This window comes from Rhizobium sp. AP16 (genome assembly GCF_000281735.1).
Taxonomy (GTDB): domain Bacteria; phylum Pseudomonadota; class Alphaproteobacteria; order Rhizobiales; family Rhizobiaceae; genus Rhizobium; species Rhizobium rhizogenes.
Genome location: NZ_AJVM01000078.1, coordinates 18,884 through 37,698, shown reverse-complemented (window position 1 = coordinate 37,698; position 18,815 = coordinate 18,884). Strand labels below are relative to the sequence as shown.

At 60.9% G+C, this 18,815-nt stretch carries 20 protein-coding genes and 1 pseudogene; 14 read left to right on the top strand and 7 right to left on the bottom strand.

What is annotated here, in order from left to right; translation table 11 throughout:
* The 7 genes and pseudogenes from PMI03_RS27770 to deoA form a co-directional block, all read left to right on the top strand.
* A pseudogene (locus tag PMI03_RS27770) lies at nt 1–554 on the top strand (heme ABC transporter ATP-binding protein); the annotation flags it as partial.
* A gap of 7 nt (nt 555–561) precedes the next feature.
* On the top strand, nt 562–1,665 hold the full coding sequence (locus tag PMI03_RS27765; protein WP_007701869.1) for an ABC transporter permease: 1,104 nt from the start codon (nt 562–564) through the stop codon (nt 1,663–1,665).
* 9 nt (nt 1,666–1,674) lie between these two features.
* Nucleotides 1,675–2,646, top strand: a complete 972-nt coding sequence (locus PMI03_RS27760; protein WP_007701867.1) for an ABC transporter permease — start codon at nt 1,675–1,677, stop codon at nt 2,644–2,646.
* A gap of 3 nt (nt 2,647–2,649) precedes the next feature.
* Nucleotides 2,650–3,042, top strand: a complete 393-nt coding sequence (locus tag PMI03_RS27755; protein ID WP_007701864.1) for a cytidine deaminase — start codon at nt 2,650–2,652, stop codon at nt 3,040–3,042.
* Complete coding sequence (locus PMI03_RS27750; RefSeq protein ID WP_007701861.1) at nt 3,039–3,839, top strand: purine-nucleoside phosphorylase; 801 nt, start codon at nt 3,039–3,041, stop codon at nt 3,837–3,839. Before PMI03_RS27755 ends, PMI03_RS27750 begins: the two co-directional genes overlap by 4 nt.
* A gap of 2 nt (nt 3,840–3,841) precedes the next feature.
* A complete protein-coding gene (deoC, locus tag PMI03_RS27745) occupies nt 3,842–4,615 on the top strand; it encodes a deoxyribose-phosphate aldolase (RefSeq protein ID WP_007701858.1) in 774 nt (257 codons plus the stop codon).
* 4 nt (nt 4,616–4,619) lie between these two features.
* Nucleotides 4,620–5,927: a thymidine phosphorylase gene (gene deoA, locus PMI03_RS27740; RefSeq protein WP_007701856.1), complete on the top strand. Its 1,308-nt coding sequence runs from the start codon at nt 4,620–4,622 to the stop codon at nt 5,925–5,927.
* A 5-nt stretch (nt 5,928–5,932) separates the two neighbouring features.
* Here deoA and PMI03_RS27735 read toward each other — a convergent pair whose 3' ends face one another.
* From PMI03_RS27735 to PMI03_RS27705, 7 genes are all read right to left on the bottom strand, one after another.
* Complete coding sequence (locus PMI03_RS27735; RefSeq protein WP_007701852.1) at nt 5,933–6,460, bottom strand: TIGR02281 family clan AA aspartic protease; 528 nt, start codon at nt 6,458–6,460, stop codon at nt 5,933–5,935.
* Between the two features lie 147 nt (nt 6,461–6,607).
* Complete coding sequence (gene upp / locus PMI03_RS27730; RefSeq protein ID WP_007701849.1) at nt 6,608–7,237, bottom strand: uracil phosphoribosyltransferase; 630 nt, start codon at nt 7,235–7,237, stop codon at nt 6,608–6,610.
* A gap of 122 nt (nt 7,238–7,359) precedes the next feature.
* On the bottom strand, nt 7,360–8,328 hold the full coding sequence (locus PMI03_RS27725; RefSeq protein ID WP_007701847.1) for an adenosine deaminase: 969 nt from the start codon (nt 8,326–8,328) through the stop codon (nt 7,360–7,362).
* A complete protein-coding gene (locus PMI03_RS27720) occupies nt 8,325–9,545 on the bottom strand; it encodes a phosphopentomutase (RefSeq protein WP_007701844.1) in 1,221 nt (406 codons plus the stop codon). Before PMI03_RS27720 ends, PMI03_RS27725 begins: the two co-directional genes overlap by 4 nt.
* A gap of 136 nt (nt 9,546–9,681) precedes the next feature.
* The gene (locus PMI03_RS27715; RefSeq protein WP_007701841.1) at nt 9,682–10,260 is read right to left on the bottom strand and encodes a TadE/TadG family type IV pilus assembly protein; all 579 of its coding nucleotides are present in this window, start codon (nt 10,258–10,260) and stop codon (nt 9,682–9,684) included.
* Nucleotides 10,261–10,274: 14 nt separating this feature from the next.
* Nucleotides 10,275–10,892 carry a TadE/TadG family type IV pilus assembly protein gene (locus PMI03_RS27710; protein ID WP_007701833.1) on the bottom strand — a complete coding sequence of 206 codons (618 nt, stop codon included), beginning with the start codon at nt 10,890–10,892 and terminating at the stop codon, nt 10,275–10,277.
* Between the two features lie 158 nt (nt 10,893–11,050).
* Nucleotides 11,051–11,470, bottom strand: a complete 420-nt coding sequence (locus tag PMI03_RS27705; RefSeq protein WP_007701831.1) for a pilus assembly protein N-terminal domain-containing protein — start codon at nt 11,468–11,470, stop codon at nt 11,051–11,053.
* A 404-nt stretch (nt 11,471–11,874) separates the two neighbouring features.
* Here PMI03_RS27705 and PMI03_RS27700 point away from each other — a divergent pair, with 404 nt between their 5' ends.
* The 7 genes from PMI03_RS27700 to PMI03_RS27670 all read left to right on the top strand — a co-directional run bounded on the left by PMI03_RS27700 (nt 11,875) and on the right by PMI03_RS27670 (nt 18,811).
* Nucleotides 11,875–12,072: a Flp family type IVb pilin gene (locus PMI03_RS27700; RefSeq protein ID WP_007701828.1), complete on the top strand. Its 198-nt coding sequence runs from the start codon at nt 11,875–11,877 to the stop codon at nt 12,070–12,072.
* A 100-nt stretch (nt 12,073–12,172) separates the two neighbouring features.
* Entirely contained in the window at nt 12,173–12,673 is a 501-nt protein-coding gene (locus tag PMI03_RS27695; protein ID WP_007701824.1) for a prepilin peptidase, read from the top strand.
* Nucleotides 12,674–12,850: 177 nt separating this feature from the next.
* The gene (cpaB, locus tag PMI03_RS27690) at nt 12,851–13,663 is read left to right on the top strand and encodes a Flp pilus assembly protein CpaB (protein ID WP_007701821.1); all 813 of its coding nucleotides are present in this window, start codon (nt 12,851–12,853) and stop codon (nt 13,661–13,663) included.
* 14 nt (nt 13,664–13,677) lie between these two features.
* Entirely contained in the window at nt 13,678–15,177 is a 1,500-nt protein-coding gene (locus tag PMI03_RS27685) for a type II and III secretion system protein family protein (protein WP_007701818.1), read from the top strand.
* A 53-nt stretch (nt 15,178–15,230) separates the two neighbouring features.
* Nucleotides 15,231–15,938, top strand: a complete 708-nt coding sequence (locus tag PMI03_RS27680; RefSeq protein WP_007701815.1) for a CpaD family pilus assembly protein — start codon at nt 15,231–15,233, stop codon at nt 15,936–15,938.
* 37 nt (nt 15,939–15,975) lie between these two features.
* Nucleotides 15,976–17,247: a CpaE family protein gene (locus PMI03_RS27675; protein ID WP_007701814.1), complete on the top strand. Its 1,272-nt coding sequence runs from the start codon at nt 15,976–15,978 to the stop codon at nt 17,245–17,247.
* Nucleotides 17,248–17,329: 82 nt separating this feature from the next.
* Complete coding sequence (locus PMI03_RS27670) at nt 17,330–18,811, top strand: CpaF family protein (protein ID WP_007701812.1); 1,482 nt, start codon at nt 17,330–17,332, stop codon at nt 18,809–18,811.
* Nucleotides 18,812–18,815: the final 4 nt, after the last annotated feature.

The window sequence follows — 18,815 nt, the reverse complement described above, 5'->3', positions numbered from 1 at the left end:
AAAAGCCGATCGGCAGCGCCGACCCGGCAGCCCTGCGCGCCCTCGGCCTCGCCCATATCCCGGAAGACCGCCATCACATGGGTCTCGTCCTCAAGTTCGAGGAATATGAGAATTCGATGCTCGGCTATCACCGTGACGTCAAATATGGCAGGGCCGGCATGCTCGATCTCGACGCCATGCGCAAGGATGCGATCGAGAAGATCGAGAAATACGACATCCGCCCGCCGAACGCCCGACTGAAGACCGCCAATTTTTCCGGCGGCAACCAGCAGAAGATCGTCGTTGCCCGCGAGATCGAGCGCGATCCGAAGGCCCTGCTGATCGGCCAGCCGACGCGCGGCGTCGATATCGGCGCCATCGAATTCATCCATCGCCGCATCATCGAGATGCGCGACGCCGGCAAGGCGATCCTGCTGGTCTCGGTGGAGCTGGATGAAATCCGCGCGCTATCGGACCGTATCCTCGTCATGTTTGCCGGCCATGTCGTCGGCGAAAAAACGGCTGACGCCGGTGAACAGACACTCGGCCTGATGATGGCCGGAATTGCCGCGTGAGGCCTTGATGAGTACCGCTTCCGTTCCGCTCCCCAATTGGATCAACTACGGCCTGATCCCGCTGATCAATCTGCTGTTGGCTTTTATCGTTTCAGGTTTAGTGATCTGGCTTATCGGTGAGAGCCCTATTGATGCCTTAAATTCCCTTGTTCAGGGTTCTCTGGGCAGCGGTGAGGCTATCAGCTATACGTTGTTCTATGCGACGAGTTTTATTTTCACGGGCCTTTCCGTTGCTGTCGCGATCCATGCGGGCTTGTTCAACATAGGCTCGGAAGGCCAGGCCTATATTGGTGGTCTCGGGGCTGCCTTGGTTGCCTTGTCTCTCGACAATTATGTGCCCTGGTATGTCACCATGCCGTTCGCGATGATTGGGGCTGCGGTGTTTGGCGCGGCATGGGCGTTTATTCCAGCTTGGATGCAGGCAAAGCGCGGCAGCCATATCGTCATCACGACGATCATGTTCAATTTCATCGGCGCGCCGCTGATGGTTTTTCTGCTTTCGCACGTCTTGATCGTACCGGGGAAACAGGCCGCGGAAACCCGCACCTTTCTTGAGGGCGGCCAGCTGCCGAAGCTCGATTGGCTGGTCAGTATGTTCGGCTCGTCGATTGGTGCTGCACCGCTCAACGTCTCGTTCCTGATCGCATTGGTAATGTGCTTCCTCGTCTGGCTTCTGATCTGGCGCACCAAGCTCGGCTACGAGATGCGTACGCTCGGCCTCAGCCCGACCGCCGCCGTCTATGCCGGCATCCCCTATGCTCGCACCGTCATTATCTCCATGCTGATATCAGGCGGTCTTGCCGGGATGATGGCGCTAAACCCGGTCATGGGCGCGCAGGCCCGTCTTGGTGTCGAGTTCGTCGCAGGTGCGGGCTTTGTTGGCATCGCCGTGTCGCTTATGGGCCGTAACCATCCATTGGGTATTATCTTCGCGGCGATCCTGTTTGGTATCCTTTCCCAAGGCGGCGATATGGTTAATTTTGATATACCAACCATTAGTCGTGACATGGTCATCATGATCCAGGGTCTCGTTATCCTGTTCGTTGGCGCGCTCGAATACATGCTGCGTCCAACATTCGTGCGTATCTATCAATTGTTCGGCAGGGCTTGAGGATCGACCATGGATTATTATGACATCCTGATCAGCGTGCTCGGTTCGACCATCCGCCTGTCGATTCCCCTTATCTTTACGGCGCTTGCCGGTTTGTTTTCCGAGCGTGCCGGTGTCTTCGATATCGGCCTTGAGGGCAAGATGCTGGCGGCCGCATTTGCTGCCGCATGCATGGCTACGGTCACCGGATCGGCCTGGGCTGGGCTGGGCGCGGGTATCGTGGTCTCTGTCACATTCGGCCTGCTTCATGGCTTCGCCTCGATCACCAATCGCGGCAATCAGATCGTCTCCGGTGTTGCGATCAACTTTCTGATTGCCGGATTGACCGTCGTGCTTGGCCAGGCCTGGTTTGGCCAGGGAGGGCGCACGCCACAGCTTGGCGCGGACGCGCGTTTCGTGCCGATCATCCTGCCGGGTGCCGATGCGATGCGCGGCGTGCCGATCATCGGACCACTCTACGCCAACGTCATTTCCGGCAATAACATCCTCACCTATATTGCCTTTCTTGCCGTGCCGATTTCGTGGTGGATTCTGTACCGGACGCGATTTGGCCTGCGCCTGCGCGCCGTCGGTGAAAATCCCGGTGCCGTCGACACGGCCGGCATTTCGGTCGCGTGGCTGCGCTATCGCTCGCTGATCTGCGCCGGTATTCTCTGCGGCTTCTCCGGCACCTATCTCGCCATCGCGCAGTCGGCCGGCTTCATCGCCAACATGTCGGCCGGCAAAGGCTATATCGCGCTGGCCGCGCTGATCTTCGCCAAGTGGAAGCCGGTGCCGGTGATGTTGTCCTGCCTGCTCTTCGGCTTCCTCGATGCCTTCTCCAATTTCATGCAGGGCAAGTCGGTGCCCGGCATCGGCGAGGTGCCGGTGCAGATTTTCCAGGCGCTGCCCTATATTCTCACCTGCATCCTGCTCGCAGGCTTTATCGGCGTCGCCAAGCCGCCCAAGGCCGGCGGCGTGCCCTATACCAAGGAGCGCTAGTCCATGTCGCATGATCTGTTCGAGGCCGCCCGCGGGGCGATGGCCTTTGCCCATGCCCCCTATTCGAAATTCCCCGTCGGCGCGGCGATCCGTGCCGAGGACGGCAAGATCTATGCCGGTGCCAATATCGAGAACCTGTCTTTCCCGCAGGGCTGGTGTGCCGAGCCAACCGCGATCAGCCACATGATCATGGGCGGTGCCAAGAAGATCGTCGAAATGGCCGTCATCGCCGAGAAGCTGCCACTCTGCCCGCCCTGCGGCGGTTGCCGGCAAAAAATCGCCGAATTTGCCAGCAAGGAGACACGCGTCTATCTTTGCGACGAAACCGGCGTGAGGAAGACGATGACCATGGATGAATTGCTGCCCTTCAGCTTCGAAACCGAGACACTGGGATGACCGCCGCCGTCGATATCCTGGCTGCAAAGCTCGGGGATCTCCAGCCGCGCTACGGTATCGTCCTCGGTTCTGGCCTGGGTTCGCTCGTCGATCAAGTGCAGGACGCCGTGCGCGTTCCCTATGCGGAGATTCCGGGCTTTCCCGTCAGCGCCGTTTCCGGCCATGCCGGCACGCTGGTTGCGGGCCGTCTTGGCAACGTCCCGGTCATCATGCTTTCTGGCCGCGTGCATTATTATGAAAAGGGCGATGCCAACGCCATGCGCGTGCCGATCGAGACGCTGAAGGCTCTCGGCGTCGAAACGCTGATCTTGACCAATTCGGCCGGATCCCTGCGCGAAGAAATGCCGCCGGGATCGGTGATGCAGATCACCGACCACATCAATTATTCCGGCATGAACCCGCTGATCGGCGAGGAAAGCGACAAGCGTTTCGTCGGCATGACCAGCGCCTACGATGCCGATCTCATCATGCGGATGCGCAAGGCGGCGGAAAAGGCCGAGATCAAGCTCTCGCATGGCGTCTATATGTGGTTCTCCGGCCCAAGCTTCGAAACGCCGGCGGAAATCCGCATGGCGCGCATCCTCGGTGCTGATGCCGTCGGCATGTCGACGGTGCCGGAGGTCATTCTGGCGCGTCTTTTCGGTCTAAGGGTTGCCGCGGCCTCCGTCATCACTAACTATGGGGCTGGCATGACCGGCGCCGAGCTGACGCATGAGGAGACCAAGGACATGGCTCCGGTCGGCGGCGCCCGTCTCGCGGCCATCCTGACAGAAATGATTGCGGACGGAGGAAACTGACAATGACGAGCCATTCCCTGAGAGAAACGGCGGCCGTTGCGCTTTCCCTTCTCGATCTCACCAATCTCAAGGATGATTGCACGCCGGCCCAGATCGAGACGCTCTGCACCCGGGCGCAATCGCCCTACGGCAACACTGCTGCCGTCTGCATCTGGCCGCGCTTCGTCGCCCAGGCACGCGGCATCCTCGGCACTGATCATGCGGTGAAGATCGCGACCGTGGTGAATTTCCCGGCCGGCGACATGGAAGTGGCCGACGTCGCCGCCGAAGCGCGCGAGGCGATCGCCGATGGTGCCGACGAAATCGATCTCGTCATTCCCTATCAGGCGCTGCTTGCCGGCAACGAGCAGGCCGTCACCGACATGGTCGCGGCCGTCAAGGCCGAATGCACCGGGCCGGTGATCATGAAGACCATCCTCGAAACCGGCGAGCTCAAGGACGTGGCGCTGATCCAGCGCGCTTCCGAACTGGCGATCGAGGCCGGCTCCGATTTCATCAAGACCTCCACCGGCAAGGTCGCCGTCAATGCGACGCTTGAAGCGGCCGACATCATGCTGCGGGCGATCCGCGACAGTGGCCGCAAGGTCGGCTTCAAGCCGGCCGGCGGTATCGGCTCCGTCGCCGATGCAGCGCTCTATCTGAGCCTCGCCGAGACCATCATGGCGCCGGACTGGGCCATGCCCTCGACCTTCCGTTTCGGCGCCTCGAGCCTGCTCGACGATATTCTCGGCGTGCTGGCCGGCGGACAATCCAAGACAGCCTCGTCAGGCTATTGAAGCCATGATCCCGCAGGAAATCATCCGGCTGAAGCGCAACGGCGGCATTCTTTCAGCCGCCGATATCAATAGCTTCATCGGAGCCCTGGCGCGTGGCGAGCTGGCGGAAAGCCAGATCGGCGCCTTTGCCATGGCCGTCTGGTTTCGCGGCATGACGCGCGAGGAGGTCGTGGCGCTGACGCTCGCCATGGCCCGTTCCGGCGACACGCTCGCCTGGTCCGGCATCGGCGGGCCGATCGCCGACAAGCATTCGACCGGAGGCGTCGGCGACAATGTCTCGCTGATGCTGGCTCCGATCGCCGCTGCCTGCGGCCTTGCCGTGCCGATGATTTCCGGTCGCGGCCTCGGCCATACCGGCGGCACGCTCGACAAGCTGGAATCGATACCCGGCTACGGCATCACCCCGGACGCGGCGCGCTTCCGCAAGGTGGTGGACGAGGTCGGTTGCGCCATCATCGGCCAGACCGGAGCCCTGGCGCCCGCCGACGGCAAGCTCTATGCCGTGCGCGATGTCACGGCCACCGTCGATTCCGTGCCGCTGATCACCGCCTCGATCCTATCGAAGAAACTGGCCGCCGGGCTGGAAACGCTGGTGCTCGACGTCAAGATCGGCAGCGGCGCCTTCATGACCTCACCGGAAGAGGCCGAGACGCTGGCCCGTTCTCTGGTCGAGGTGGCGAACGGGGCGGGGGTGAAGACCTCGGCACTGATCACCGACATGAACCAGCCGCTGGCGGACGCCGCCGGCAATGTCGTGGAGCTCCGCAATTGTCTGGATTTCCTGAAGTGCGGCAAGGCAGGCACGCGGCTCGAGACGGTCGTATTAGCCTTCGCGGCCGAGATGCTGACGCAGGCGGGGGTCGAAAAGACACTTGTCGAGGCCGAAGCCAGCGCCCGCGATGCGCTTGCCTCCGGCAAGGCTGCCGAACTGTTCGGCCGCATGGTCCATGGCCTCGGCGGTCCGGTCGATCTTCTGGAGAATCCGGCTAAATATCTCATCGAAGCGCCGGTGCAAAAGCCGGTTCTTGCCGCTTCGGACGGCTGGCTTGCTGCCTGCGATGCCCGCGCCATCGGTATGGGTGTCATCGATCTCGGCGGTGGCCGCCGTCGTCCGCAGGATAAGATCGACCATCGAGTCGGCTTCAGCGATATCCTGCCGCTCGGAACGAAGGTGAGCAAAGGCGATCGTATTGCGACCGTTCACGCGGCTGATGATGCAAGCGCCGAAAAAGCCGCAGCCGATCTCGCCGCAAACTATCGCATCGCGGATACCGCTCCCATTTTGCCGCCGGTGATCGTCTCGCGGATCTGACGGGGTTACTGCGTCAAACGCAATGAACCGTTTTCGGCGCCATAGGATTTCAACTTTTTCAGGAAGCTCATGCCGATCAGCGTCGTGCTCAAGGCGCCATCCTTCGAGACCACGGCATCGACGTCACGAACCTTAATCGTGCCAATCTCAAGACGGTCGAGCTTGACCAGCGCCACCTTGGACGGACCGTTGGCGGTCTGGGTGGTGTAGCGATAATCGAGATCGCTGCCGCTGATGCCGAGACGGCGCGCCGTGCTCTCGTTGATCGCCACATAGGTAGCACCCGTATCGATCATGCCCTGCACCGGCCGGCCGTTGATCTTGAAGTCGCCCTGATAGTGACCACCCGCGCCTGCGGGCAAGAGGACGCTGCCGTGCGACAGGCTCACCACCGAGACCTGCTGTCCCGCGGGAGGGGAAATGGCCATGGGCGCCGAGTTTTCGTCGATGGCGATCTGGATGTTCAGCAGCGACGGCACCTGCGTGGCAGCCACGGCGATGATACCGGCAAAGACAAGGACGCGAACGAGCATCGGCGGAGACCCTTCCCATGGGTTCGCCATGTCGAACCCATCGATCTCCATCGTTTAAATCAGCTTTGCTGACAGGCCGCTAAACAGATCAATAAAAAGCCCGGCAGTTGGACGCTGCCGGGCGGAAAACAAAGAGAGAGGTGGAATTTACTTCGTGCCGTACATGCGGTCACCGGCATCGCCGAGGCCGGGGACGATATAGCCCAGTTCATTCAGGTGGCTGTCGATCGCCGCGGTGAAGACCGGTACGTCCGGATGCGCCGCACGGAAATTGGCAATGCCTTCGGGAGCCGCGAGCAGGCAGAGGAAGCGGATATTATGAGCGCCGCGCTCCTTGAGCTTGTCGATCGCGGCGATCGAGGAGTTGCCGGTCGCCAGCATCGGGTCGACGACGATGATCAGGCGCTCGGAAATATCCTCCGGCGCCTTGAAGTAGTATTCGACCGGCTGCAGCGTCTCGTGATCGCGGTAGACACCGATATGCGACACGCGCGCAGACGGCACGAGGTCGAGCATACCTTCAAGCAGGCCGTTGCCGGCGCGCAGGATCGAGGCGAAAACCAGCTTCTTGCCTTCGAGGATCGGCGATTCCATCGGCTGCAGCGGCGTTTCGATGGTCTCCATCGTCATTTCCAGATCGCGCGTCACTTCATAACAGAGCAGCGTCGAAATCTCGCGCAGCAGCCGGCGGAAGCTCCCTGTCGACGTCTCCTTCTTGCGCATGATTGTGAGCTTGTGCTGCACAAGCGGGTGATCGATGACAATGACGCCGTCCATGGTTTCAGCCTTCCAGTAATTCCGCGATATCCGATGTTTCTTTCACGGAAATTGTCTCTGGTGCAAGGAAATAGGGCGAAAGGCTCGATTTCATCCCCAGTCTGCGGCCTAAAATGATGCCGTCATAACCTTGCCAGCAATGCCGCCCGCGTCGCTTCGTCCACAAACGCCGCCTCGATCGCCGTGCGGGTCATCGCATTGATCTCGTCGTCGCTGAAGCCGAAGGCGGTGGATGCCAGCTCGTATTCGCGCTTCAGCGAGGTGTGGAAGAAGGGCGGGTCGTCGGAACTGATGGTGACGCGCACGCCGGCGTCACGCAGCTTGCGCAGCGGATGCGAGGGGAAATCCGGGAAGACATTGAGGGCGATGTTGGAGCCGGGGCAAACCTCCAGCACCGTGCCGAGATCGGCAAGGCGCTTGACCAGATCGGCATCCTCGATGGCGCGGACGCCGTGGCCGATCCGCGCCGGACGGACCAGTTCCACCGCATCGGCGACGCTGAAGGCGCCGCAGACTTCGCCGGCGTGGATAGTGATGCCGAGGCCGGCCTCGCGGGCGATGTCGAAGGCGCGGGCATAATCCGCGACGCGGCCCATGCGCTCCTCGCCGGCCATGTTGAAACCCGATATCAGCGGATTGTCGCTCTTGGCCGCATATTCGGCCGCCTTTACCACCCGCTCCGGCCCGAAATGACGCTCGCCGGTGACGATTAGCCGGGCCTCGATGCCGCTCTTTTCCTTGGCGGCGCGGATACCGGCCGAGACGCCTTCCATATAGGCGTCGGCGCCAAGCCCGATGCGGTCGCCATGGTCGGGCGAGACGATCAATTCGCTATAGATCGTGCCGATGCCGGCAAGCTCTTCGAGATAGGTCTCGGTCAGCAGCGCATAGTCTTCCTCGGTGCGATAGACCTCGGAGACCTTGTCGTAGCAGACGAGGAATTCAGCGAAATCCTTCCAGAGATAGACGCCGTCGCGCATGAAAGCGCTGGTATCGACATTGTATTTCCGTGCTTGCGCCAGCGTCAGCGCCGGGGGAGCCGCACCTTCCAGATGGCAGTGCAGCTCGACCTTCTTCAAATGCGATGTCACAGAAAACTCCTCCCATGCGGCCCCGCCGCAATTCCCAGATGGTGTGCAACGGTTTCGCCGATATCGGCATAGGTCTGGCGGATGCCGATCGGGCGCGAGCGGATGCCGAGTTCGTAGGCGATGATGGGCACCCGCTCGCGCGTATGATCGGTGCCGCGCCAGGTCGGGTCGCAGCCATGGTCGGCGGTGAGGATGAGGAGATCGCCGGGCTTCAGCTTCCTGTGCACCTCCGGCAGCCGCGCATCGAAGGCCTCGAGCGCCGCCGCATAGCCGGCCACATCGCGGCGATGGCCATAGACCATGTCGAAATCGACGAAATTGGTGAAGACGAGATCGCCGTCGGCCGCTTCGTCCATCGTCTTCAGCGTCGCGTCCATCAGCTTCATGTTGCCGTTGGCCTTGATGATCCTGGAGATGCCCTGATGGGCGAAGATATCGCCGATCTTGCCGACCGCATGCACCTTGCGTTCGGCCGCGACCAGCCGGTCGAGCAGGGTCGGCTCGGGCGGCAGCACGGAGAAATCGCGGCGGTTGCCGGTGCGCTCGAAATTCGCCGGCGTCTCGCCGATGAAGGGGCGGGCGATGACACGGCCGATATTATAGGGGTCAAGCAGGGTACGGACGATCTGACAGAGGGAAATCAGCCGTTCCAGGCCGAAATGCTGTTCATGCGCGGCGATTTGAAAAACGGAATCCGACGAAGTATAGCAGATCGGCTTGCCGCTGCGGATATGCTCCTCGCCGTATCTCGCGATGATATCGGTTCCCGACGCATGGCAATTGCCGAGGATGCCGGGGAGATCGGCCGCCTTGCAGATCGCCTCCACCAGTTCCGGCGGAAAGGCGTCGCCTTCGGTCGGGAAATAACCCCAGTCGAACGTGACCGGCGTGCCGGCGATTTCCCAATGGCCCGATGGCGTGTCCTTGCCGCGCGAGATCTCGTTGGCGCAGCCATAAAGGCCGTAAAGCTTCTGCGGCAGTGGCATGCCTAGAGGATAGCGGCCCGTCGCCGCCTTGGCGATTTCCAGCAGCCCGAGTCCCGACATGATCGGCAGCGACAGCGGGCCGGAGCGCAGGCCCTCGCGGTCGGCCGCACCCGCCGCGCAGAATTCGGCGATGTGACCGAGCGTATCGGCACCCTCGTCGCCATAGCTTGCCGCATCCGGGCTGCCGCCGACGCCAAAGGAGTCCAGAACGAAAAGAAATGCGCGTGCCATGGGTCACCCGATAAGATTGCTCAGCGCGCGACATTTCATGTCAGGCGCATTGGACGTCACCCATATAACGCAGGCGTGAACTTGGCAATTTTCTCGCTAAATGGGGATTGCATCGCCCGATGAAAAGCCGTTCCGCTCAACAATCGCTGCAGGTGATCGGGTCTACCCCGCGCGGGCGATAAAAATAGGAGCGGCCGATGGTGATCTGGTTGCTGCCGGCGGGTAGGAAATCCGAGCCGAAGCTGAGGATCTGATAGGGAATGGCAAGTTCAGTGCGGACCAGAAACGAACTCGGCAGATTGAGATCGCTGGGTACGGTGACGGCGCTGCCGGCCGTATAGGGCTTGCTGCCGTCCTGTGCCCAGGACCAGGCGACGGTGGCGCTGCTGCCGGCGTCGATCTGGATTCCTGTGACCTTCAGCGTCAGGCCGGTGGTGGCATAGGGCGTGAAAATGGCGCCGGCGACGGAGGGCATGGTAGCCAGTTCCGCCTTGGTTGTGCTCGTTTTCTGGGTCAGGATATCGGCAATGGATCCGGCCGCCCGGCTTGTGCGTTTTTCGACGCTGAGGCCGACGGTGATTTCGAAGGCGCCGAGATAGAGCATCAGCAGCACCGGAAAGAGAATGGCGAATTCGATGGCGCCGATGCCACGCTCGTCGCGCCTGAAATGCCGCAGGCGTGTATAAACCCCTGCCGCCATCGTCCGTCCCGCCATCTCCCGCCGCCTCATCAATAATTCTCGTTCTGGAAGGCACCCGTCGCGACGATGAGATAGGTGCTCGGCATCGAGCCGTCGGATGGATGGATGTTGGTCAGATAGGGCCGCAGCAGATCGATAATGATCTGCCAGCGATAATAGGCGCGCACCATATTGATAGTCCCGGTGCCGCCGGGAGCGAATGAAAAGCCCGTGGTATTGAGGTCGGAATAGGGATCGGACGAGACACGCGGGATCGTTGTCGGCATATCGGCGAAGGTCGAATAGCTTTTGACGTCGAGATAGAGGTTCGTCGGGGTTGCCAGTTCAGCGGCGGAGCAGGCGATGAGCACCGAGATCTCGTTGCAAAAGGCCTGGCGGAACTGCTGCCCGGTCGTATTGGTCGCGGTGATCTGTCCGGTCCTGACCTGGCGCGACAGCGTATCGACAGCGTTGGAAACCACCTGTTCGGCGATGAAGGCGACGAAAGTTTCCAGGATCGCGAAGATGATCATGAAATAGGGGATAGCCAGCAGCGCGAATTCGATGGCGGCTGCGCCGTCGCGGGCACGCCCGAACGCGTGCAGGCCCCTCTTCGCACGCCGCGGTGCAAAGGCCTTGTCTCCAAGAAGAGCGTCATCTGGCGTCATAACGGAATCCGCGGCGATTTCAATCGTGGCGAGACTAGGGCGGCTTCCTTGACAATCCGTTTCTCTTCTCCCTCCATATTTAGAGGAAGCGCACATTATTCAGAAAAGTCTTGGCTTATACAGTATAATTGAATGAAAATGGACGCGAGATACCGGCCTTACTGGCTGGTAGCGGCCGCAGCATTGTTGTTCTGCTGGGCATGCTGCTCGCAATTGGGCGTGCAGGACAGCACCGAACGGTCTGTCTGGCGGAAGACCCGCACCGTGTTGCCCTCGTCGATCGAGACCAGGATCCGCTCGTCGACGATGGCGTTGCCGTCGGCATCAAGCAGGACGATGTTCGTGGTGCCGAAACTGCGGCCGGTGAGCACGATCGTCTTCGGATCCGCCACGGTCGCGTCGGCGACCTGCGCATTGCCGACGATGACCTTGCTGACGGGGCGATCGAGCTTCAGTACGCGCGCGTGATCCATATAGACACGCAGCATGCCGTCATCGGCGGCGTGCGAAAGCTGCGGCATCAGGCCTGCCATGGCGGCGACGCCGGCAAGAAATGCGGTTCTGCCGCGGATTGGCATGGTCTGGCCTCATGAAATTGATGGCGGAAACAATTCCTGATTAGAATGAGAAAGAAGGGTGAATGAACAATTAAGAGTGCAGTCATTGCTGCAATTACGGGGCAGGCATGGCCGTTTTAGCGCTCATTTCGGGATTCTCGTGTCAAGCATGCAATATTCCGGCACATGAAGTATATGATTCTAATATATTAACTTCTAAACTTTATGCTGTGTCTGAAGATTTTCTTTAAAAATGCCCGGAAAGACCTGAATTTATATTAACTAGTCTTTTTGTGCTTCGGAATTGACGATCTGTTAACCCACTTCCTTAAAGCGATGGAAACGGCCAACCGCTACGGTTCAACTCATCCGATCAACGGCACAGTTGGCGGACGTGCTGTCAACAAAGTGAGTGGAGTTAAATTATGACCAAGCTTTTTTCGCGTTTCCTGAAAGACGAATCCGGCGCGACCGCCATTGAATACGGCCTCATCGCTGCCCTGATCTCGGTCGCTATCATCACCGGCGCAACGACGCTGGGCGGCGCGCTCAATACTACGTTCGTAAGCATTTCGGATCAGATGACCAAGGCCAATACTGCGGCCGCAAACGCCGGAAAATAATCCGATATTTTTGGGTTAGGCCAATATCTAGCGAAAACCGCTCTGTATAATGAGCGGTTTTCGGCATTTATATTTTCATCGTCGGGAGTGAGTATCTTCAATGCTTGAAGCCGCAACATTGCTGATCTTTCCGCTCTGCCTGTCGGTTGCAGCCATCTCCGACCTCTTAACCATGACGATCCCGAACAGGGTTTCGCTCATCCTGCTCGGCGCCTTTATCGTGCTTGCGCCGCTCGTCGGCTTGACGCTGCCTGAGATCGGCATGCATGCCGCCGGTGCAGCCATCGTTTTCTGTGCCTGCTTCGCGCTCTTCGCTCTGAATGTCATGGGCGGCGGCGATGCCAAGCTGCTGGCGGCATCGGCGATCTGGTTCGGCTTCGATCCGTCGCTTCTCGCCTTCCTCGTCTATGTTGCCTTCCTCGGCGGCGCGGTGACGATCGTCATCCTGATGATACGCTCGCAGTCAAATGCCATCATAGCCATGGGCCTGCCGCTGCCCAACTCGTTGCTGATCGCCAAGAAGATTCCCTATGGCATCGCCATCGCCATTGGCGGCTTTCTCGCCTTCCCGTCGTCGCCGCTGGTTGTTGTGGTTACATAAAGAATTATCTAAATTAGCTTATGCTAAGTATTTGATTGGGGCGATGTCCCTGTATATATTGTATTGCTTAAATAATTATAGTCAAACAATAGTAGATGTAAGATACCATTAACCATAATTACACCAATTACTGAGCATTCTGCGGGGCGAAGAATCGTATTCCCCAAGGAATGATCAATGAAACCCGCTCGCATAATGATACTCGCAGTAGCAGTCGTCACGGCAGGGCTTGCCGGACTGCTGGCGATGCATCTGGCCGGCTCGCGCAATATCGTGCAGCAGGTCGAGACGGTGGTGGAGAAGGAGGCGACGGTCAATGTGCTGGTTGCCGACGCCAATCTTCCTGTGGGCTCGCGCCTGAATGAGAAATCGATCCACTGGATGGCCTGGCCGCAGAGCGGTGTCGTCAAGGGGCTCATCACCCAAGCCGAGCGCCCCGATGCGTTGAAGGACCTGAACGGCGCGGTCGTCCGCCTGCCGATCTTCGAGGGCGAGCCGATCCGCGAGGAAAAGGTCGCCGACGCCAGCAGCCGCATTCTGTCATCGCTATTGCCCTCCGGCAAGCGCGCCGTTGCCACAGAAATCTCGGTCGCCACCGGCGCCGGTGGTTTCATTCTGCCCAATGACCGCGTCGACGTGATCATGGTGCGCAAGGGCGACACCCAGAAATTCGTGACCGAGACCGTGCTCAGCAATGTCCGCATCCTGGCCGTCGATCAGCAGATCGAGGAAAAGCAGGACGGCAGCAAGGCCGTGGTCGGCACCACCGCAACGCTGGAGCTGACGCCGGACCAGACGAAGGTGCTTGCGGTCGCCCAGCAGATGGCCGACCGGCTGACACTGGCGCTGCGCTCGGTCGCCGACGCGCAACAGCCGGATACGACGGCCGCCGATTACCTGCTCTCCGGCGACAATGGCGGGGCCGTCGTCCAGGTTATCAAGTCGGGCGCCATCATCGCCAACGGCACAGCCGCGGCCAAGACACAATGAGAAGGGGCGGGACCATGTTGAAAATCAGCCAGATAACCGGCTTTCCCCTCCTGGCGGCGCTCTCCTTCTCGGTTGCCTTTGCCGGCCTTCCTTTTGCCGAAGCGCCTGTCTTTCTGCGGACTGCGGTTGCCAAGGCTGACGGTGCCGACAGCATCGTCACGATTTCCGGCCTGAACACCAAGCGCACGTTGAAGCTCGGGCTCAACAAGGCGTTGGTGGTGGACCTGCCGGCGGATGCCCATGATATTCTCGTGTCCGATCCCAAGATGGCGGATGCGGTTACGCGCACCTCGCGTCGCATCTATCTCTTCGGCAAGACGGTCGGACAGACGAATATCTTCGTCTTCGGCGCCAACGGCCAGGAGATCGTCAGCCTCGACCTGCAGATCGAGCGCGATATTTCCGGGCTGCAGGCCAATCTCAAGCGCTTCATCCCGGACTCCGACATCAATGTCGAGATCGTCTCCGACAATATCGTCCTGACCGGCTCGGTACGCACGCCACAGGATTCGTCCCGCGCCCAGCAATTGGCGGGGGCATTCCTCAAGGGTGGCGAGGCCACGACCCGCACCGAAACCGCCAGCGGCACGGGTGGCGACAGTTCGGTCGCTCTCTTCGCCGAGGGACGACAGACCTCGCAGATCGTCAATCTTCTGCAGATCGAGGGCGAGGATCAGGTGACGTTGAAGGTCACCGTCGCCGAGGTAAAGCGCAGCGTGCTGAAGCAGATCGGCTTCGACAATCTCGTCAGCAATTCCTCCGGCCTCACTGTCGCGCAGCTCGGTAATATCAGCAGTGATTCGACCGCGGCCACGGGCAATGGCGGCCTCAGCGCCTTGTTCAAGACCGCGCTCGGCAAATACAATGTCAGCAGCTATCTCAATGCCATGGAACAGGCGGGCGCAGTACGCACACTTGCGGAACCGACGCTGACGGCGATCTCAGGCCAGGCAGCGACCTTCAATTCCGGCGGCCAGACGCTCTATTCCGTCATCGACAGCGACGGCAACGTGACGATCACGCCATATACCTACGGCATCAGCCTTGCCTTCACCCCCGTTGTTCTCTCCGCCGGCCGCATCAGCCTGCATGTCCAGACTCAGGTCTCCGAACCGACGGGCACTACGGGCGCTGCGACCTACAATCGGCGTGCGGCCGATACCTCGGTCGAACTGCCGTCCGGCGGCTCAATCGCCCTTGCCGGCCTTTTGAGCGACAATGTGCAGCAGTCCACCACCGGAACGCCCGGCGCTTCGAAGATCCCGATCCTCGGCGCGCTGTTCCGGCAGAAGACCTTTCAGCGCGACGAGAGCGAGCTGGTGATCATCGCGACGCCCTATCTCGTGCGGCCGGTGGCGCGCAATCAGATCGCCCGTCCGGATGACAATTTCTCGCCGACCAACGATGCCGGCGTCTTTTTCATGAACCGTGTCAACAAGATCTACGGCCGCAAGGATGCGCCGCCGGTCGCCGATGCCGATTTCCACGGCACGGTCGGCTTCATCTACAAGTGAGGGGAACGATCGTGACGCACCCCTTTTCAACCGGATCAACGAGAGACCAAACGATGGCCAGCCTCGATCGTAATGCGCCCCGCACCGGCAGGCCGCGGTTTGCAGCGCTTGTCATGATTGTAATGGCCACCGCCGTCAGCGGTTGCGCAGGCTCCAGGGATGGCATGACCACCAGCGCCATCACCGACGACTATCGTCAGCGCCATCCGATCGTGTTGACGGACAAGGAACACCGCGTCGACATTCCCGTTTCGGTCAGCGATCGTCGTTTGACCTCCGGCATGCGCGATACCGTGCGCGGCTTCGTTCAGGATTATCGCGCGCATGCCACCGGCACGGTGGAAATCATGACCCCGCGGGAATCGGCGAATTCGGCGGCGGCCTCCGCCCTGCGCCGGCAGATCCGCCAGGAACTGGTGGCGAGCGGCATCCCGTCGGCGCGCATCGCCGACAATTATTATCCGGCCGGCGGTCCCGGCGATGCCGCCCCGATCCGCCTCCGCTTCATGGCGACGGCGGCGGTCACCAATGCCTGCGGCCAATGGCCGGCGGATCTCGCCGACAATGCCTTCGACAATCAGAATTACTATAATTTCGGCTGCGCCACCCAGAACAACCTCGCCGCACAGGTCGCCAATCCGACCGACCTCATCGCACCGCGTGCCATGACGCCGATCGATGCCGACCAGCGCAGCAAGGTGATCGACGCCTATCGCAGCGGCTCCACCGCAACCAGCACCGCGTCAGTCAGCAGTTTCTGAACATGAGAGCCAGCCGTCGCCGGAACAGGATAAAGTCATGAGCGCCATCGATTACGATATCAGGCCGACCGCGGTGGACGCCGAGGATGCGCCGCGCACGGGCGATATCGAGAATATGCGGCCGTTGCCGCGCATTTCCGTGCATGCCTTCTGCGAGAGCGAGCAGCTGCACCAGGTCATGGACCGATGTGCCAACGACCGGCGCATGTCCAAGGTCAATCTCAGGATCACCGGCGGCAGCACGGCGGCGGCGGCGAACATGTTCGCCTCGGCGCCGACGCCCAATCTGATCATCCTGGAAACCCGCGCCAATCCGCAGAACCTCCTGGCTGAGCTCGCGCCGCTCGCTGCCGTCTGCGATCCGACCACCAAGGTGGTGATCGTCGGCCATCATAATGATATCAGCCTTTATCGCGAGCTCATCCGCAACGGCATTTCCGAATATATCGTCCAGCCCGTGACCATGACCGACATCATGGCAGCGATGGCGGCGATTTTCGTCGATCCCGATGCCGAGCCGATTGGCCGCAGCGTCGCCTTCATCGGCGCCAAGGGCGGGGTAGGGGCGTCCACCATCGCCCATAATTGCGCCTTCGGCATCTCCAACCTGTTCTCGGTCGAGACCATTCTCGCCGATCTCGACCTACCCTACGGCACCGCCAATATCGATTTCGACCAGGATCCGGCCCAGGGTATCGCCGAGGCCGTCTTTGCGCCGGAGCGTCTCGACGAGGTCTTCCTCGACCGCCTGCTGACCAAATGCTCGCAGCACCTGTCGCTGCTCGCGGCTCCCTCCATGCTCGATCGCGCCTATGATTTCGAGGGCCAGGCTTTTCAGCCGGTGCTCGACGTCCTGCAGCGCAGCGCGCCGGTGACCGTCCTCGACATGCCGCATCTTTGGACCGAATGGACGCGCTCCGTGCTCTCCTCCGTCGACGAGGTGGTGATCTGCGCGGTGCCGGACCTTGCCAATCTGCGCAACGCCAAGAACATGCTGGATGCGCTGCGCAAGCTGCGTCCCAACGACAAGGCGCCGCATCTCATCCTCAATCAGGTCGGCATGCCGAAGCGCCCGGAAATCGGCCCCTCGGAATTCTGCGAGCCGCTGGAGACCGACCCGATCGCCATCATTCCCTTCGACATCAACCTGTTCGGAAATGCGGCCAATAGCGGCCGGATGATTTCGGAAACCGATCCGAAGTCGCCGATCGCCGAAACCTTCTCGCAGATATCGCACATCGTTACCGGGCGCGTCGCGCTCAAGAAGGCAAAGAAAGGCGGCCTGCTCGGCCTCCTGAAACGGAAGTAATTGTTTGATTTCGCATGATCGGATTGGAAAGGCGGCTCGCATTTTTCGGGATCATGCTCAAGCGTAGAATTGGATCGACGGCATGTTTGGCAGACGCGGAAATGAAGGTCCTGCAAAGAGCGGCGGCATAGCCCCTCCGCCGGCGCCCGCGCGCGCTCCATCCGCCGCGCCGCCCGCGACATCGACCATACTGGTCGAGCCGGCGCGCGAGGCCTCGCCGCAGCGCCAGCAGGTGCCTCCGCCCTCGATGCAGACGCCGACACGCCGCCGGCCTGTTCGCACAGAGGAATATTACGACACCAAGTCGCAGGTCTTTGCCGCACTGATCGATACGATCGACCTCTCGCAGCTCTCCAAGCTCGATGCCGAGGCCGCGCGCGAGGAAATCCGCGATATCGTCAACGACATCATCACGATCAAGAATTTCGCGATGTCGATTTCCGAGCAGGAGGAACTGCTCGAGGATATCTGCAACGACGTGCTTGGCTACGGCCCGCTGGAGCCGCTGCTGGCCCGCGACGACATCGCCGATATCATGGTCAACGGCGCCGGCCAGACCTTCATCGAAGTCGGCGGAAAGACCATCGAATCGGAGATCCGTTTCCGCGACAATGCCCAGCTTCTGTCCATCTGCCAGCGTATCGTCAGCCAGGTCGGCCGCCGCGTCGATGAATCGAGCCCGATCTGCGACGCCCGCCTGCCGGACGGATCGCGCGTCAATGTCATCGCGCCGCCGCTGTCGATCGATGGCCCGGTGCTCACCATTCGTAAATTCAAGAAAGACAAGCTGACGCTCGACCAGCTTGTCCGCTTCGGCGCCATCACGCCGGAGGGCGCGACGCTTCTGCAGATCATCGGCCGCGTTCGCTGCAATATCGTCATCTCCGGTGGTACCGGCTCGGGCAAGACAACGCTGCTGAATTGTCTCACCAACTACATCGACCGCCATGAGCGCGTCATTACCTGCGAGGACACGGCCGAACTGCAGCTGCAGCAGCCGCACGTCGTCCGTCTCGAAACCCGCCCGCCGAACATCGAGGGCGAGGGCGAGATCACCATGCGCGACCTCGTCAAGAACTGCCTGCGCATGCGTCCCGAACGCATCATCGTCGGCGAAGTGCGCGGACCGGAGGTCTTCGACCTGTTGCAGGCGATGAACACCGGCCACGACGGCTCCATGGGCACGCTCCACGCCAACACGCCGCGCGAATGCCTAAGCCGTATCGAATCGATGATCGCCATGGGCGGCTACAGCCTGCCGGCAAAGACGGTCCGCGAGATCATCTCCACCTCCGTCGACGTAATCGTCCAGGCTGCTCGCCTGCGTGACGGTTCGCGCCGCATCACCCAGATCACCGAGGTGATCGGCATGGAAGGGGACGTGATCATTACCCAGGACCTGATGCGCTACGAGATGGAAGGCGAGGACGCCAACGGCCGCATCATTGGCCGGCACATGTCGACCGGCGTCGGCAAGCCACATTTCTGGGATCGCGCCCGCTATTACAACGAGGAGAAACGCCTGGCGGCGGCCCTCGACGAGATGGAAAACAACTCGAAATAGGACT